Origin of the sequence: Photobacterium satsumensis (assembly GCF_050336935.1) — a bacterium.
Taxonomy (GTDB): Bacteria; Pseudomonadota; Gammaproteobacteria; order Enterobacterales; family Vibrionaceae; genus Photobacterium; species Photobacterium satsumensis.
On record NZ_JAKJSK010000013.1, the window covers coordinates 173,085 to 188,354 of the forward strand.

General features: G+C 48.0%; 16 protein-coding genes. 13 read left to right on the top strand and 3 right to left on the bottom strand.

Going from position 1 to position 15,270, the window contains the following annotated elements; genetic code table 11:
* Window positions 1-8 precede the first annotated feature (8 nt).
* Both flgM and flgA read right to left on the bottom strand, forming a co-directional pair.
* The gene (gene flgM / locus L4D79_RS23940) at window positions 9-320 is read right to left on the bottom strand and encodes a flagellar biosynthesis anti-sigma factor FlgM (RefSeq protein WP_428655157.1); all 312 of its coding nucleotides are present in this window, start codon (window positions 318-320) and stop codon (window positions 9-11) included.
* Between the two features lie 118 nt (window positions 321-438).
* Window positions 439-1,053 (bottom strand): flagellar basal body P-ring formation chaperone FlgA, encoded by a 615-nt coding sequence (gene flgA, locus L4D79_RS23945; RefSeq protein ID WP_428655159.1) that lies wholly within the window; start codon window positions 1,051-1,053, stop codon window positions 439-441.
* A 268-nt stretch (window positions 1,054-1,321) separates the two neighbouring features.
* Between flgA and L4D79_RS23950 the strand changes: the two genes are divergently transcribed.
* The 11 genes from L4D79_RS23950 (at window position 1,322) to flgJ (ending at window position 11,043) form a co-directional block, all read left to right on the top strand.
* The gene (locus L4D79_RS23950; RefSeq protein ID WP_428655161.1) at window positions 1,322-2,242 is read left to right on the top strand and encodes a chemotaxis protein CheV; all 921 of its coding nucleotides are present in this window, start codon (window positions 1,322-1,324) and stop codon (window positions 2,240-2,242) included.
* A 38-nt stretch (window positions 2,243-2,280) separates the two neighbouring features.
* The gene (locus tag L4D79_RS23955; RefSeq protein WP_428655163.1) at window positions 2,281-3,111 is read left to right on the top strand and encodes a CheR family methyltransferase; all 831 of its coding nucleotides are present in this window, start codon (window positions 2,281-2,283) and stop codon (window positions 3,109-3,111) included.
* A gap of 233 nt (window positions 3,112-3,344) precedes the next feature.
* Window positions 3,345-3,740: a flagellar basal body rod protein FlgB gene (flgB, locus tag L4D79_RS23960; protein ID WP_255042136.1), complete on the top strand. Its 396-nt coding sequence runs from the start codon at window positions 3,345-3,347 to the stop codon at window positions 3,738-3,740.
* A 3-nt stretch (window positions 3,741-3,743) separates the two neighbouring features.
* Entirely contained in the window at window positions 3,744-4,160 is a 417-nt protein-coding gene (flgC, locus tag L4D79_RS23965) for a flagellar basal body rod protein FlgC (RefSeq protein ID WP_107351475.1), read from the top strand.
* A gap of 17 nt (window positions 4,161-4,177) precedes the next feature.
* The gene (locus L4D79_RS23970) at window positions 4,178-4,903 is read left to right on the top strand and encodes a flagellar hook assembly protein FlgD (RefSeq protein ID WP_428655166.1); all 726 of its coding nucleotides are present in this window, start codon (window positions 4,178-4,180) and stop codon (window positions 4,901-4,903) included.
* A 6-nt stretch (window positions 4,904-4,909) separates the two neighbouring features.
* A complete protein-coding gene (gene flgE / locus L4D79_RS23975) occupies window positions 4,910-6,220 on the top strand; it encodes a flagellar hook protein FlgE (RefSeq protein WP_428655168.1) in 1,311 nt (436 codons plus the stop codon).
* A gap of 260 nt (window positions 6,221-6,480) precedes the next feature.
* Window positions 6,481-7,233, top strand: a complete 753-nt coding sequence (gene flgF, locus L4D79_RS23980; protein ID WP_428655170.1) for a flagellar basal-body rod protein FlgF — start codon at window positions 6,481-6,483, stop codon at window positions 7,231-7,233.
* A gap of 17 nt (window positions 7,234-7,250) precedes the next feature.
* The gene (flgG, locus tag L4D79_RS23985; RefSeq protein ID WP_107351471.1) at window positions 7,251-8,039 is read left to right on the top strand and encodes a flagellar basal-body rod protein FlgG; all 789 of its coding nucleotides are present in this window, start codon (window positions 7,251-7,253) and stop codon (window positions 8,037-8,039) included.
* A 13-nt stretch (window positions 8,040-8,052) separates the two neighbouring features.
* Window positions 8,053-8,832, top strand: a complete 780-nt coding sequence (locus tag L4D79_RS23990) for a flagellar basal body L-ring protein FlgH (protein WP_428655172.1) — start codon at window positions 8,053-8,055, stop codon at window positions 8,830-8,832.
* Between the two features lie 3 nt (window positions 8,833-8,835).
* The gene (locus tag L4D79_RS23995; RefSeq protein ID WP_428655174.1) at window positions 8,836-9,954 is read left to right on the top strand and encodes a flagellar basal body P-ring protein FlgI; all 1,119 of its coding nucleotides are present in this window, start codon (window positions 8,836-8,838) and stop codon (window positions 9,952-9,954) included.
* A gap of 12 nt (window positions 9,955-9,966) precedes the next feature.
* Window positions 9,967-11,043 (top strand): flagellar assembly peptidoglycan hydrolase FlgJ, encoded by a 1,077-nt coding sequence (gene flgJ / locus L4D79_RS24000; protein ID WP_428655176.1) that lies wholly within the window; start codon window positions 9,967-9,969, stop codon window positions 11,041-11,043.
* A gap of 20 nt (window positions 11,044-11,063) precedes the next feature.
* Here the strand turns inward: flgJ and L4D79_RS24005 are convergent, their stop codons facing one another.
* Window positions 11,064-11,246, bottom strand: a complete 183-nt coding sequence (locus tag L4D79_RS24005) for a hypothetical protein (RefSeq protein WP_428655178.1) — start codon at window positions 11,244-11,246, stop codon at window positions 11,064-11,066.
* 654 nt (window positions 11,247-11,900) lie between these two features.
* Here L4D79_RS24005 and flgK point away from each other — a divergent pair.
* Together flgK and flgL are read left to right on the top strand one after the other, a co-directional pair.
* Entirely contained in the window at window positions 11,901-13,862 is a 1,962-nt protein-coding gene (gene flgK / locus L4D79_RS24010) for a flagellar hook-associated protein FlgK (RefSeq protein WP_428655180.1), read from the top strand.
* A 14-nt stretch (window positions 13,863-13,876) separates the two neighbouring features.
* Window positions 13,877-15,100, top strand: coding sequence for a flagellar hook-associated protein FlgL (flgL, locus tag L4D79_RS24015; protein WP_428655183.1), 1,224 nt, complete (start codon window positions 13,877-13,879; stop codon window positions 15,098-15,100).
* The last annotated feature ends 170 nt before the right edge of the window (window positions 15,101-15,270 follow it).

Below are 15,270 nucleotides of genomic sequence, written 5' to 3' on the forward strand. Positions count from 1 at the left end.
TCCGTTCCTTAAAGGCCTTTTAAATCGTCTTCTAGCTTGATCATATTAGCCGCTAATTTATCGGCATCAATGACGTAGGAGCCATTGGCAATGGCTTCTTTGATCGCGTTCACTTTTTCAGTGTCAAAGCTTTCTTGAGTCGCAAGCTGCTGGTGGATCTGGCCCACAGATTGGCCTTGGCTGCTCAGGGAGACAGAGTCCGAATCGGTAGCATTGGCTTTGGCTTCAGCAGTCGATTTGCCTTTGCCTGCTTCGGCCTGGCTAATATTGCTGCCAGTGGTCATTGGCTGGTTAGTACGTATGTTGTTGATAGTAGGCATTAGAAACTCCTTGAACGTGCAGTTTGGCTCTATAGCTACTGTATTATCGACAACGATAGCAAAACCTTTAGGGATTGTACGTAAAATTTCGGTAATTAATACTGCACCTTTTCGGTAGTTAATACCTGACGGTGACTTCACCTACAGCACTCACCACGCCGGTTATCACTTTTTTCGAGCGGTTGTTCTGTACGCGGATCTGTTCGCCCAGAGAACCATCTGAAAGTGCTTTTCCTTCAGTAATAATTGATAACCCATCATTTCCGGCTTTAATAAGCACCGCATCATTTCTGCATACCAAACAGACGTCGCTGGCTAAAATGATTTCTCCCAGTCTGACAGGGCGCTTTACTTTGGAACCAATGAGCTGCTTAGGATCAGAGAACGAGGCACCACGTTGCCGTCTTAGCTCAACTTCTTCGACATCGATATCGGCAGAGGTAATGACGCTACCTCTTGGCAGCGGCGTTTTGGCGACGACCCGGTCGAGGACTTGCTGGATCCGGACTGGAACGTAGATTTGCCAATTTAACGGCTCACAGCGCACCAATACCGACACCGTGCCACTGAGTGAGTTGGAGTTGGGAATATCGGTTACGAGAGGTTCGGGACACTCAGGCAGGCGAAGACGGTTATCGAGGTTAGGGGGCGTGATGGTAAAGCGACCGTTGGCTTGCTCGGTGAGTTGAGCAATATGGTTTTGTGCGGCTTGGCTGATAGCTTCGGGTGCCATAGTGGAGGCTTCCTGGCTGGCCAAAACCGGGCGAACACCGCTAAAGAAAAAGAGCTGAAGGCCGATAAAACAAATTATATGAATGTTAAGCCAGTTGCTAAGCACGTAATTATCTCTTTAATGTCGCTAGTCACAATGGGATACTGTGTCTCACCGCAGGTGTTTCATAAAAGCAGCTTTAATTGGCTATGATATGTGATTTAACCACTTGTTTCTCTAGTAAACACGTATCAAATTATAAAAACAAACAACAAGGAGACGTCTAAATATGTCGGGGATATTAGATTCGGTGAATCAACGTACCCAACTGGTCGGTCAAAACAGGCTAGAGTTGCTCACTTTTAGGCTAAATCGACGTCAACGTTACGGGATCAACGTATTTAAAGTTAAGGAAGTGCTTCAGTGCCCGAAACTGACGACGATGCCCAACCTGCATCCGTTGGTGAAAGGTATTGCCCATATCCGCGGGCAAACTATTTCCGTTATTGACATGAGCCTGGCAACCGGTGGCCGTCCTATTGACGATCTCGATAACTGTTTTGTGATTATCTCGGAATTTAACCGCTCGATACAGGGCTTCCTGGTCTCCTCGGTTGAACGCATCATCAACATGAACTGGGAGTCAATCCTTCCGCCGCCAAAGGGCGCGGGTAAGGCTAACTACCTGACGGCGGTAACGGAAATCGATAATGAGTTGGTCGAGATCCTCGATGTCGAGAAGATCCTTGATGAGATATCCCCGGTCAATACCAGTATTACAGGAACGGTACTGGAAGAATTGATTGAAGATATGCCTGAAATCAAGCGGATACTGGTCGCCGATGACTCCAGTGTGGCGCGGAAGCAGGTGCAGCGGGCTATCGAGGCGATAGGCTGCGAGTGTGTGCTGGTCAAAGATGGCAAAGAAGCCATTATCAAGCTGCGGGAAATGGCCCAGGAAGGGGATATCTACAAGCAGCTGGCCTTGGTGATTTCGGATATCGAGATGCCGGAAATGGATGGCTATACCTTAACCGCAGAGATCCGTAATGATCCTCGACTTAAGGATTTGCATGTCATTCTCCATACTTCATTGAGCGGGGTCTTCAACCAAGCTATGGTTGAGCGTGTCGGGGCCAACGCCTTTATTCCTAAATTTAATCCTGACGAACTCGGTGCTGCGGTAAAAGCGGCAATGCCAAAATCATAAGCATACTCGAGCACAGAATAACCATACTAGAGCAGTAGATGACAGCTATAACGATAAACGATCAGGAATACCGTGAATTTTGCCGTTTCCTGGAAGCCCAGTGTGGCATTGTCCTGGGTGACAGCAAACAGTATTTGGTAAGAAGCCGGCTCAGCCCTTTAGTCAGTCAATTTTCATTATCTTCACTATCTGAATTATTGCAGGTAGTCGTCGCTGGCCGGAACAGGGAGTTGCGGGTTGCCGCTGTCGATGCCATGACGACCAATGAAACATTGTGGTTTCGAGATACCTATCCCTACACGGTGCTGGCTGAACGTATCTTGCCTGAACTGGCGGCGAATAAGCGGCCGATCAAAATTTGGTCGTCTGCTAGCTCATCGGGGCAGGAACCTTACTCCATTGCGATGACGGTGCTGGAAACCCAGAACCGCAGGCCGGGGATGTTAGCCAGCCCCGTGCAAATCACCGCGACCGATATCTCTCAGACCATGCTGGAGACTTGCCGCACCGGGGCTTACGATAATCTAGCTCTCAGCCGCGGGTTATCAATGGAGCGTCGGCGGATGTTTTTCGAAGACAATGGTGACGGCCGCCTGAAAGTGAACGATAAGGTCAAGCGGATGGTGAACTTCCGTCCGCAAAACTTGAAAGACAGCTATGCCCTGCTGGGTAAGTTTGATGTGATTTTCTGCCGTAATGTATTGATTTACTTCTCGCCAGAGATGAAAGCGAAAGTACTCAACCAAATGGCTGCCAGCCTCAACCCCGGCGGTTATCTGCTGTTGGGAGCGTCGGAGTCGCTAACGGGCTTGACCGATAAGTTTGAGATGATCCGCTGTAATCCGGGTATCATTTATAAGCTTAAATGAGATATGGCTTGAGACGAGAGCGGCCATAGGCTAGTGGAAGAGCTAAGATAAGAAGCAAGAGCTTGACATGGTCAGGCTCTTGCTAAAAATTTGGATGCCCATCGCCCATCGCCCATCGCCCATCGCCCATCGCCCATCGCCCATCGCCCATCGCCCAAGCACCTAATTTCCCTTACTTTACATTCTTGGCACACCCTTTGCTTTCTATTCGTTAACGAACTTTGGAGGCAGACATGTCCATTTCTTTTGATAAAGCATTAGGCGTTCACCAGCATACCGTTGGCGTACGCGCCAAACGCGCAGAAACGCTGGCGAGTAACCTTGCCAATGCCAATACGCCGGGGTACAAGGCGAAAGATATCGACTTTCAGCGGGCTCTCAATGCGGCAACCTCGGAGGCAAAAGTTGGCCTCAGTCGTACTGATGGTCGGCATATATCTGCCTCCACTCAGGTCATGGGTGAGCAAAAGTACCGTGTACCCACCCAGCCGGACACCGGTGATGGCAATACCGTTGATTCCCAGTTGGAGCAGAACCTATTTATGCAGAACTCCATTGAGTACCAGGCATCGCTGGATTTTCTTGGATCAAAATTCAAAAACCTGAGCAAGGCACTGACGGGGAATTAATGAATGAGTTTATTTAATATTTTCAATGTATCGGGCTCGGCAATGAGTGCTGAATCGGTACGCCTTAATACCACTTCCAGTAACCTTGCCAATGCCAACAGCGTCAGCAGCTCGGCAGAAGAAACCTATAAGGCAAGACACCCGGTGTTTGCCGCTGAGCTGCAAAGTGCCAGCTACAAGCGCAGCGACAGCGTGCCGGTTCAGGTCAAAGGGATTGTCGAGAGCGAGAAGCCGTTGAGTGCTGAGTACAATCCAGATCACCCACTGGCCAATGCCGAAGGCTATATCTATAAGCCGAATGTCAATGTGATGGAAGAAATGGCCAACATGATCTCAGCATCGCGTTCATATCAGAACAATGTGCAAGTGGCTGATGCCAGCAAGCAGATGCTGATGAAAACACTGCAGATGGGTAAGTAGGCTAGGGAGTGATGACAATGAGCAGTATTAATGGTGCGGGTTCCAACAACCTCTCTTACCTCGACCAGCTAAAGTCGATGCAGGAAAAGAAAGTTCAGGAAGAGCAGAAAGTTACCGGCCAGAACCAATTGAAACAAGAAGACTTCCTGTCTTTGCTTACCAAGCAGCTATCGCAGCAGGATCCGTTTGAGCCTGTCGGCAACGATAAGATGATTGCCCAGATGGCATCGTTTGCCACGGTTGACGGTATCAGCCAGATGAATGAGCAGTTCGGGCTGTTGAATACCGCCATGACCTCTAATCAGGCGCTGCAGGCATCGACCTTGGTTGGTCAGGATGTGCTGGTACCGAGTGCGACCGGGATGAAAGCAGAAGAAGGCGGGCTAAGTGGCCGTGTACGCCTGACCAACTCGCTTGACCAAGCCATGATGCGTGTCGAAACCCCTGAAGGTGAGCTAGTCAAAACCATTAATCTTGGTGCCAAAGCGGCCGGCGAGCATGATATTGAGTGGGACGGCAAGAACGAGCAGGGCAAATTGATGCCGGAAGGGCAGTACACCATCCGGGTATCGGGGCTAGTCGGTGGCGAAACTCAGAACTATGACGTATTCACCCATGCCAACGTTAACAGCGTGGTGATGGGGCAGGGAGACGGTCAGGTATTACTGAACCTAGCCGGTCTCGATAAACAATTCAATTTGGCTGATGTACTTCAGGTCGGAAAAGCACAAGCGAAAGGATAATCAACTATGAGCATGAATATTGCCTTGAGTGGCCTGGGTGCGGCTCAAAAAGATCTCAACACTACCAGTAACAACATCGCCAACTCCAATACCTACGGCTTCAAGGAGTCCCGTGCCGAGTTTTCCGATGTGTACTCGAACTCGATTTTCTCGAATTCGAAAACCACAACCGGTGGTGGTGTACAAACGGCAACGGTTGCCCAGCAGTTCCATGAAGGCTCTAGTATTTACACCAACAACCCATTGGATTTACGGGTATCGGGCACTGGGTTTTTCGCTGTTGCGCCAAACAAAACTGAGCCGGCAAATAATAACCTGACGCGTAATGGTGCTTTCCATCTGAATAACAACAACGAGATTGTTAACTCAGACAATAATTACCTGCTTGGCTACGAGGTGAACCAAGATACCAATACGGTTTCCTCTTACGAACCAAAGGCAATGACCATTGATGACACCTTCGGCCAGCCGAATATGTCGAAGAACATGAATATTTCGATGAACTTGCCTAGCGGTGAGACCTCGCCGAAGGTAGCGCAGTTTGATTTCAATGACCCAGATTCTTACAACAAATCAACCTCTTCAACGATTTATGACTCTTTGGGTAACCCGTTGAAAATGTCTGCATACTATGTAAAGCAGGATGATACTCAGCCTGGTTCGACACCGAACACTTGGAGCGTATATTATACGGTCAGTGACAGCGGCGGTGAAAAAGCCCTTGATGTTCTGAACGGTGTTGATAGCGGTGCTGGCCACCTAGGCCATGAGCTACAATTTGATGCGGGAGGTCAGCTGGTAACAACGCCGCCAAACTTCCAAACCGTTGATTTCCAAACGGCAGGTATTCAGCTTGGTGGTGCAGATGGTTCTCAGGACCTGATCTTCAACTACGACGAACCAACTCAGTACGCTTCACCGTTTGAAATCCGCAAGCTGGAAGATGAAGATGGTGCGACTACGGGTTACCTGTCCAATGTCGATATCGACTCTGACGGTAATATCCTCGCGTCTTACTCGAATGGCAAGGACAAAGTGATTGGCCGAGTGGCAATGGCACGTGTTGCCAACGAGCAGGGGCTCGCTCAGCTAGGAGGTACGTTGTGGAATGTCACCCAAGATTCCGGTGCTGCGGTGTGGGGTGATGCAGCGCAAGGCTCATTCGGCTCGATCAAGAACGGTACCCTAGAGCAATCGAATATCGATATGACTCAGGAGCTGGTGGATCTGATCACTGCTCAGCGTAACTTCCAGGCCAGCTCACGTGCCTTGGATGTGAACAACCAGCTACAGCAGAACATCTTGCAGATCCGTTAATTAATACCTGCCAGAGTGCCAAGCCCATAACACAGAGTGTTATGGGCTTTCGTCGTTTTTTTGACGCTTTCATGCCCACATTAAAAGCGATTGATTGTTTACTGAGCATGATCGTCAGTTAAGCGGCAACGTTTTTCCCCTTTATTTCTATTACTCTCCATTTTTTGCTTCACTTCTTTTAAAATCAATGGTCTAGCTGCCATTTTATTGATGGTATACTTTTTGCATTCGTAATGCCTATCGATAGAGGGGAGTGACAGATGGATCGCGCATTATTTCTAGCCATGAGTGGCGCCAAGCAAGATATGTATGGCATGCAGGTCGCGGCCAACAACTTGGCGAACGTGAATACCACCGGTTTTCGCGCGGATCTGCAGCAGGCGAGAAGTATGCAGGCGTATGGCGAAGGGCTGCCAAGCCGAGTATTTGCCATGACAGAGCGCCCGGGCAATAACTTCGAGCAAGGCTCGGTTAAAATGACCGGCCGTGCAATGGACGTGGCTGTCGAAGGCAACGGTTGGCTGGCGGTACAAGATGTCTCGGGACAAGAAGCTTACACCCGTGCCGGTCACTTGAAGATTGATGAGATGGGGATGCTGCAAAACAGTAACGGCCAGCTTATTTTGGGCGATGCCGATGCCCCGATCTTTGTACCACTCCCGATCAACAAAATTGAAATCCAGAAAGACGGCACGGTCAGTATTTTGCCGCAAGGGGCACCTCCGGAAGCTATGGTGGCAATCAACCGGATCAAACTGGTTAACCCTGAAAATAATAGTTTGTATAAAGATGTCGATGGCCTGTTCAAGCCAACGAACCCAAACCCACAGGGGTTAGAAGCCGATGCAGGGGTGACCTTGCTCAGCGGCGCATTGGAAGGCAGCAACGTCAATGCTGTAGGTGAAATGGTCAGCATGATTGACCTTCAGCGCCACTTTGAAATGCAAGTCAAATTGATGAAAACCGCAGAAGACATGGATAAATCGTCTTCATCTTTAATGCGAATCGGATAATAGCGAGGAGTTAACGAATGCATCCAGCTCTATGGGTTAGTAAGACTGGTCTTGATGCCCAGCAAACCAATATTTCAACGGTTTCAAATAACCTAGCTAACGCCTCGACAATAGGTTTTAAGAAAAGCCGCCCGGTTTTTGAAGATCTTTTTTACCAGAACATTAACCAGCCAGGCGGCCAGGCTACGCAAGATACCACTTTGCCATCTGGCTTGATGTTAGGTGCCGGTTCAAAAGTGGTCGCCACTCAGAAGGTATTTACCCAGGGTAATACCCAGACCACTGACAATGCGCTTGACATGATGGTCGAGGGTGACGGTTTCTTCCAGGTTATGCTGCCAGACGGCAACATTGGCTATACCCGAAACGGCCAGTTTACGGTGAGCAATGAAGGCCAGATTGTGACGTCTGGCGCGGGTTATGTACTCGAGCCTGAGATTGTGGTGCCGGACAACGCGGTCGCCATTACGGTGGGTACCGATGGTGAAGTTTCTGCCCGCATTCGAGATCAACAGGAAAATCAGGTATTGGGTCAAATCAACCTGACCAACTTTATTAATCCAGGCGGTATGGAGCCGATTGGTCAGAACCTTTATCTACCGACAGGTGCAAGTGGCGACCCGCAAGAAGGGATCCCCGGCCTTGATGGTTTCGGTAGTGTTCGCCAGTCAATGTTGGAAACGTCCAATGTGAATGTTACCGAAGAGCTGGTTAACATGATCGAGGCACAACGAGTTTATGAGATGAACTCCAAGGTGATTTCGACCGTGGACCAGATGCTGAGCTACGTCAACCAGCAGCTATAACAGGGAGTAAGGTATGGGTAAGTATTGGCCAGTATTTTGGGTGGCAGTGCTGGTGGCGACATTATCGGGTTGTGCGCAGAGCTTTGATACTGGCTCTGATCTTGATAGTGCGGTCAGTGAGGTTGATGCGGTTGAAGGCACGACTGAGCAAAGCGATGGCATCATCGGGATGGTCAGAACGCGTGAAGACGCAGTTCAGGGTGATCCTAACTGGTCTTCGGTACGTCCACCGGAAAAGCCAGAACATTATGCGACCTCTACCGGTTCACTCTTTAGCAACAGCAACTCAATGGGACTGTACAATGACTCCCGCCCGACTGGGCTAGGCGATATCGTTACCGTCATGCTGGAAGAAAATACCCAAGCCAGGAAAAGTGCCAGCTCGGATTTGGGCAAATCGACTGATATGAACATGCAGCCTATCATGCTGGGTGGCCGCCCAGTCAATATTGGTAAATATGATTTGTCGTATGCCCTTACCAACGACAACTCGTTTTCCGGTAGCCTTTCTTCGGATCAAAGCAACAGTTTCTCTGGCTCTGTTTCGGTCGAGGTGATTGAAGTTTTACCGAACGGAAATTTGCTGGTAAGAGGGGAGAAGTGGTTGACGCTGAACAGTGGTGATGAATATATCCGGGTGAGCGGCACTATCCGGCCCGATGATATCGATTCGGAAAACTCTATTCCATCGACGCGTATCTCCAATGCACGAATTCAATACTCGGCGACCGGCGATCGCCAAGATACCCAAACCCCAAGTTGGTTTGCCCGATTCTTCAACGCGGCGATGTAATGCATGAAAACGTTAATCCAATCAGTGTTATTTAGCCTATTGTTAGTATCGCTGCTGCCGTTGGTATCAGCGCCGACCTATGCCGCCCGTATCAAAGATGTTGCTGGCGTTGCTGGTGTCAGGGATAACCAATTAGTTGGCTATGGTTTGGTGGTTGGCCTGCCGGGAACCGGTGAATCGTCATCGGCGTATTATACCGAGCAAAGCTTCCGTGCCATGCTTAATAGCTTCGGTATTAATATTCCGGAAGGTGAGCGATTCCGCACCCGAAATGTTGCTGCGGTAGCCGTCCATGCCACGTTGCCCCCCTTTTCCAAGCAGGGCCAACAAATTGATATCACCGTTTCATCGGTCGGCTCGGCCAAGAGCTTGCGCGGTGGCACGCTACTACAAACCTTCCTGAAAGGTTTGGATGGCAATATCTATGCGGTCGCTCAAGGTAGTCTGGTGGTCGGTGGATTTACCGCCGATGGTGCTGACGGCTCGCGGATTGTCAGCAATACCCCAACGGTGGGGACTATCCCTTCGGGCGCGATTGTCGAACAAGAGGTACCAAACCCGTTCGGCCGTGGTGATTTTCTTACCTTTAATCTATACGAGCCGGATTTTTCCACCGCGCAGAACATGGTGGATGCCATCAACAATTTCCTTGGCCCTGATGTGGCTTCGGCCATGGATGCAGCATCAGTGCGGGTGCGTGCCCCGCGTGATGTCAGTCAGCGTGTCGCGTTTCTATCCACCATTGAAAATGTTGAATTTGAAACCGCTGACTCAGGGGCACAGATCATTGTTAACTCCCGTACCGGAACCATTGTTATTGGCCAGCATGTTCGGTTGAAACCTGCAGCTATTACCCATGGCGGCATGACCGTTTCCATCAAAGAAAATCTGTCGGCCAGCCAGCCGAATGCATTTGCTGGTGGCCAAACCGTAGTTGTACCCGATAGCGAAATTACGGTTACCGAAGAAGATTCGCGGATGTTCTTGTTTGAACCGGGTGTATCACTGGATGATTTAGTTCGTGCCGTCAATCAGGTAGGGGCTGCGCCGTCAGATCTAATGGCCATTTTACAAGCATTGAAACAGGCTGGGGCCATTGAAGGCCAGCTGATCATTATCTAACGGGAGAGCAAGGTGAAAAGTCCGACCGACACCAGTTTTGTTCTTGATATCTCAAGCCTTGATCGCTTGCGGGCTGGGGTGAAAACAGGAAAAGAGGGGGAGCAGGCCAGCCTTCGCGCTGCCGCCGAGCAGTTTGAAGCCATCTTCACCCAGATGATGTTCAAATCGATGCGTGATGCAAACTCAGTTTTTGAGTCGGACTTGATGAGTAGCCGCAACGCAAAATTCTTCGAGCAGATGCATGATGAGCAGATGGCCAGTGAGCTAAGCCGCAGTAATTCACTGGGTCTGGCCGATATGATTGTTCAGCAGCTTGGTGCCCACCAAGATGAGAGCGCAACAAAACAAAGTGATGGTACGCTAACCAAAGAACAGCATTTTGTGGCGCTCGATAAAGACGGCAAGTACCTGCCTTTTGAGCGGCAAGAATTTAAGCCGGATAATCGTACTGAAATTACTCAGCAAAGCCTCTCTCCAATCGCTCATCGAAATGAAGCAGTGCAACCTGCTATGAGTGAAGACGAAATCACCCAGATAGCCAACAAAGCGATTTCCCAGCGTAATGTGGCAAATAGTGCTCCTGTATCCGCTATGGAAGCACCGATGCCAGAAAGCTTTGATTCTCCACAGGCCTTTGTTTCACATATGGCACCGTATGCTCGCCGTACTGCTAATGTGTTGGGGGTAGATCCTGCAGTATTGATAGCCCAAGCCGCCCTGGAAACGGGGTGGGGCAAGAAAGTGATCAGCAATGCCGCCGGTAACAGCAATAACCTTTTTAACATCAAGGCAGATCCGAGTTGGAAAGGGGATAAAATGGCGACGCAGACTTTGGAATACCATCAAGGTATTGCTGTCCAAGAGCGTGCAGCATTTCGTTCTTATGATTCTTTCGATGAAAGCTTTAATGATTATGCGCGGTTTTTAAAGCAGAACCCAAGGTATTCGGTTGCGCTAGAAAATACGCAAGATCCGAAAGCGTTTATTAACGAGATCCACAAAGCAGGGTATGCGACCGATCCGAGCTATAGCGAGAAAGTGATGCGGGTATTTGATCAGGTGAGTGATTTAATGAGTAAAGAACAGTAATAGAATAAATAGAAAAGAAATTATACAAACACGTCGACAATTGATGAAATGATATTCAACGTATCTTTACTTTCAGACAGCGCTGACTGAATTTCACTAGTCTGTACTTTTTCCTGGTTCCCTTCCCGAACATTATCCAGAATTACAGGTGCAATAATCTCTTTTATGGCATAGCCCAGTAATGTTGCAAGCCCAATATTCATAGCTGCCGCCTATCTCTCTCGAGGTGTTAATCAATAGTTATTATATATACAACCTGTACTCTTTATCTAGTGTAGTGTGATTTTATTTATCAATGTTAGATCTGGTTAGCATTTAATGAAAATAATGTAACAGTTATGTTCCCTTGATGGTGGGGCATATAAATTAGATAAAAAATATATGAAATAGAGTAACGAGAAGGTGCTTGTGGGGTGTGGGCTTGTTAATATTAATGTCTTAATAATCAATGGTTTATTTTGTTGTCTGAGATGTTCATGTCGGTTAGTCAAACTTATGGCGCTGTTTTATTCTGAAAAAACCTAAAAATACGATTTGAACGTTTGCTTTTTGGATTTGAACTTCAACTCAATACTCTGTCTTGACTATGGGTACTTTGCCAATAAATAGTATGCGATACTGAATATGAACTTAAAATAATAGCCACACTAATAATTTCGTTACTAAAAGCTTGTAATACAGCGGACATCTGCTTTCTACAGCCTTATATATTGCATGTGTTTAGACTTATAGATATATAGAAATAGGGTGTATAGACAGTAACCGACAGCCGTTTCTTTTACTTATTGGCCTGTTTTTTGCATTTTATGTGTTGTGGGTGGTTATGATTGCCGCTGGAATTGGCTGGAGATAAGTACATGGCATTAGATTTACTCAATATTGGTATGAGTGGACTGAGAACTTCTCAGAAACAACTTAATGTGACCAGTCACAATATCAGTAATGTGAATACGCCAGGCTATAGTCGCCAAAGTGCTGAGCAAAAAGCAGATGATGCCCACTGGATTGGTGGTAGCCAATACGGCACGGGTGCTTACATTGATAACGTACGCCGCGCTTATGATCAGTTTGCAGCGCGTGAACTAACTCAATCAACCACTCAACTTCACCAAGCCAATGAAAGCCATGCCCAACTTGCCGTGATGGACGAGTTCATTTCCAATAATGCCAGCAAAACTATTTCTAGTATGAACGATTACTATGATTCAGTAAAAAGCTTGGCGGATCACCCCAATGACTTGGGTTCGAGAAAAGCGGTATTGGAAAATGCCGCTTTGGTGAGCCAAACCGTCAACAGTACCTATGATACGCTCTCGGGAATGCAGCGCGATGTCAATGACCAGTTGGTGGCAACGGTTGACCGGGTTAATACCTTAGGGCAAGAAATTGCCACATTGAATAAGCGCATTCAGGAAAACCCTGCTGGTGAGAAAAATGATCTATTTGACCAGCAGCAAAGTCTAGTTAATGAGTTAGCTCAATATACTAAAGTCACGGTACTACAAGGAAGAGATAGCCCTGCTAATACGGTGATTATCGGTGATGGCCAAACATTGGTCTCAGGCACAGAATCATCTCGCTTGGCGGTGATCCCTGGTGAGCCAGATCCATTACAGACTCAAGTCGCGGTGGATGATGGCCACAATACAACACCTCTAAATGCTGAAAATATGGGTGGCATTTTAGGAGCTATGATTGGCTTTCGTACTGACGTAGTGGAGCGAAGCATCGACGAAGTTGGTAGGATGGCGATAGGCTTTGCCGGTCAGATTAATACTATTCAGCGCCAAGGTTTGGATTTAAACGGTGAGCAGGGGAAAAACCTGTATGCAGATATTAATGATCCAGTCGCTATGGGCCAGCGGGTACTGAAGCCTGTCGGCAGTACGGCAGATATGACCGTGGCTATTGATGATGTGTCCAAACTTCAGGTGGGTGATTACCAACTAAAGGCGAACACGGATGGTGTGAACAATACCTATCAAATGTTTAATGCTAAAGGTGAAGAAGTCTTCAACCAGGCTATTCAAGCCACGGATCCGCAAGTTATTCAAGTTGATGGGATGACTATTGATGTCAACAGCTTGTCTGCCGCGCCCTCTTCCGAAACCTTTACCATCCGTCCCGTCCGTCTAGGAGGGGCACAAATGGCGATGAATGCGACCGAGGCGTCTGATATTGCAGCCCAGCGGGTGGTAGGTGCCGCAGAGGGAAACCAAGGTTCTGCACAGTTAGAGCCGCTATCGTCAGCGCAAGTGACGGGGAACTATCAGGTTATTATTAGTAATACTGGTGATACGTTGTCAGTGTTTGACGATCAAGGCATTAAACAGACTTTGATCGATGAAAATGGCGCGCCAACGACCGATTTGAATTACCCAGTCCAGGGTAATGCCATTAACTTTGCTGATGCGATGAATAATGGGGTACCGACGCTGACCATCTCCGGTGGTGCTGTGGCAGGCGATACGTTTTCCGTTCAGCTTGGGGCTACTCCGGCCGAAGGCGATAACAGCAACCTGATGGAAATGCAGCATCTACAAACCCAGAAGACCATGAACAATGGACGATCTAGTGTCATCGACTTATTTCAGACCTTAACCACGGATGTGGGCATTCAAAAAATGAATGCCGAGAAATTCGGTCAGATCAGTCAGCTCGATTTTGATGCGGCAACAGAGCGAGTATCAAGTGTGTCTGGGGTTAACTTGGACGAGGAAGCGGCGAACTTAATGAAATTCCAGCAGGCGTATATGGCCTCATCGCGGATTATGAGCGTAGCCCGTGAAACCTTCGATACGCTGATGCGTGCTGTCTAATTTTAGGAGGCGTTATGATTAATCGAGTGTCGACCTTTTCTCAGTACCAGAATCTGACTTCTAATCTGATGCGTAAGCAAGGTGCGGTGAATAATACCAATGAGCAATTGGCCACTGGTAAGCGTATTAAAACCGCGGGTGATGATCCGGTTGCATCGGTTTCTACCCAAAACTACAAGCAACAATTGGTACAAATTGAGCAGTTTCAGAAATCGATAACGCTTGCAAATAACCGTTTGGGCACGCTTGAAACTTCCCTGAAAAATGTCGAAACCCATATTGATAGTTCCAAGCAGAAAGTGATCGGGATGATTAACGGTGCGATGGGAAGTGATGATAGATCGGCATTCAAGAATGAACTGGAAAGCCTATACGAAGGACTGCTCAATCTGGCGAATACTCAGGATGAAGGCGGTAACTATGTATTTGCGGGCCATCAATCTACGACCCAGCCTTTTGTGGAAGGTATTAGTGGCAAGGTGCAGTATTTAGGTGATAGCGGCCACCGTGAAGCGAGAATAGATACTTCTGTGCACGTTAAAACCAGTCAGCCTGGTGATCACGTTTTTCAGGAAATAGATAATCCGTTTGGTGATTACCGGCCTGATTACTCAGGATTACAGCCAGAATCAGGATTAACTCTGCTTTCGGCAACCAATCAAGACTCAAATGATACGACAAACTATCGGGTAGCATTTGTTGATGATGGTTTGGGTAGTTTTGATTACGAGCTTTATGATGATAGTAATCAACTTCTCGACACCCAGAAATACGATCCTGTGAAGGGGATTCAATATACTGACTCTACTCCAGGTAGTCAGATCCAGCTGAATTTTCAATTTGATGGTGAGGTTAAAGAGGGCGATAGTGTTACTCTAGACAGAACTGATACCATCGATTTGTTTCAGACGATGAATGATGTCATCAAGTATTCCGAGCACGGCTCGTCTTCACCAGAAGCCAAAGCAGGCTTACAGCGCTCGATAGAAGAGCTTAATGCTGCCTATGTGCACATGAACCAACGCCGGGCAGAAGTCGGTACTGGACTGAAAACGTTGGAAACCTATGAAGCTCAACACAAGGACTTTGAGTTAAGTCTTAATAAGGCCAAAGGCAGTTTGGAAGACTTGGACTACAGCAAGGCTATCATCGAACTCAACGAAGATATGATGGCATTGCAAGCCTCTCAAGCGGCATTCAATCAAACCAAACAGCTCAGCCTGTTCAACTACATGTAATACCCAGCAGCCAAGTTAAAGCGGCAGTGCCTTGCCGCCTTTTCTTTTACTTCTCTATTTTTTTGACGGCAACCTTTTTCCTTGACTAAGGAAGCCTCCAATTAATACTGCCCCAGCACCCAGCACCCAGCACCCAGCACCCAGCACCCAGCACCCAGCACCCAGCACCC

What these genes read in the sequence shown, in the direction of transcription:
- flgM (WP_428655157.1), bottom strand. Translation starts at nt 320, where the DNA reads ATGCCTACTATCAACAACATACGTACTAACCAGCCAATGACCACTGGC.
- flgA (WP_428655159.1), bottom strand. Translation starts at nt 1,053, where the DNA reads ATGGCACCCGAAGCTATCAGCCAAGCCGCACAAAACCATATTGCTCAA.
- L4D79_RS23950 (WP_428655161.1), top strand. Translation starts at nt 1,322, where the DNA reads ATGTCGGGGATATTAGATTCGGTGAATCAACGTACCCAACTGGTCGGT.
- L4D79_RS23955 (WP_428655163.1), top strand. Translation starts at nt 2,281, where the DNA reads ATGACAGCTATAACGATAAACGATCAGGAATACCGTGAATTTTGCCGT.
- flgB (WP_255042136.1), top strand. Translation starts at nt 3,345, where the DNA reads ATGTCCATTTCTTTTGATAAAGCATTAGGCGTTCACCAGCATACCGTT.
- flgC (WP_107351475.1), top strand. Translation starts at nt 3,744, where the DNA reads ATGAGTTTATTTAATATTTTCAATGTATCGGGCTCGGCAATGAGTGCT.
- L4D79_RS23970 (WP_428655166.1), top strand. Translation starts at nt 4,178, where the DNA reads ATGAGCAGTATTAATGGTGCGGGTTCCAACAACCTCTCTTACCTCGAC.
- flgE (WP_428655168.1), top strand. Translation starts at nt 4,910, where the DNA reads ATGAGCATGAATATTGCCTTGAGTGGCCTGGGTGCGGCTCAAAAAGAT.
- flgF (WP_428655170.1), top strand. Translation starts at nt 6,481, where the DNA reads ATGGATCGCGCATTATTTCTAGCCATGAGTGGCGCCAAGCAAGATATG.
- flgG (WP_107351471.1), top strand. Translation starts at nt 7,251, where the DNA reads ATGCATCCAGCTCTATGGGTTAGTAAGACTGGTCTTGATGCCCAGCAA.
- L4D79_RS23990 (WP_428655172.1), top strand. Translation starts at nt 8,053, where the DNA reads ATGGGTAAGTATTGGCCAGTATTTTGGGTGGCAGTGCTGGTGGCGACA.
- L4D79_RS23995 (WP_428655174.1), top strand. Translation starts at nt 8,836, where the DNA reads ATGAAAACGTTAATCCAATCAGTGTTATTTAGCCTATTGTTAGTATCG.
- L4D79_RS24005 (WP_428655178.1), bottom strand. Translation starts at nt 11,246, where the DNA reads ATGAATATTGGGCTTGCAACATTACTGGGCTATGCCATAAAAGAGATT.
- flgK (WP_428655180.1), top strand. Translation starts at nt 11,901, where the DNA reads ATGGCATTAGATTTACTCAATATTGGTATGAGTGGACTGAGAACTTCT.
- flgL (WP_428655183.1), top strand. Translation starts at nt 13,877, where the DNA reads ATGATTAATCGAGTGTCGACCTTTTCTCAGTACCAGAATCTGACTTCT.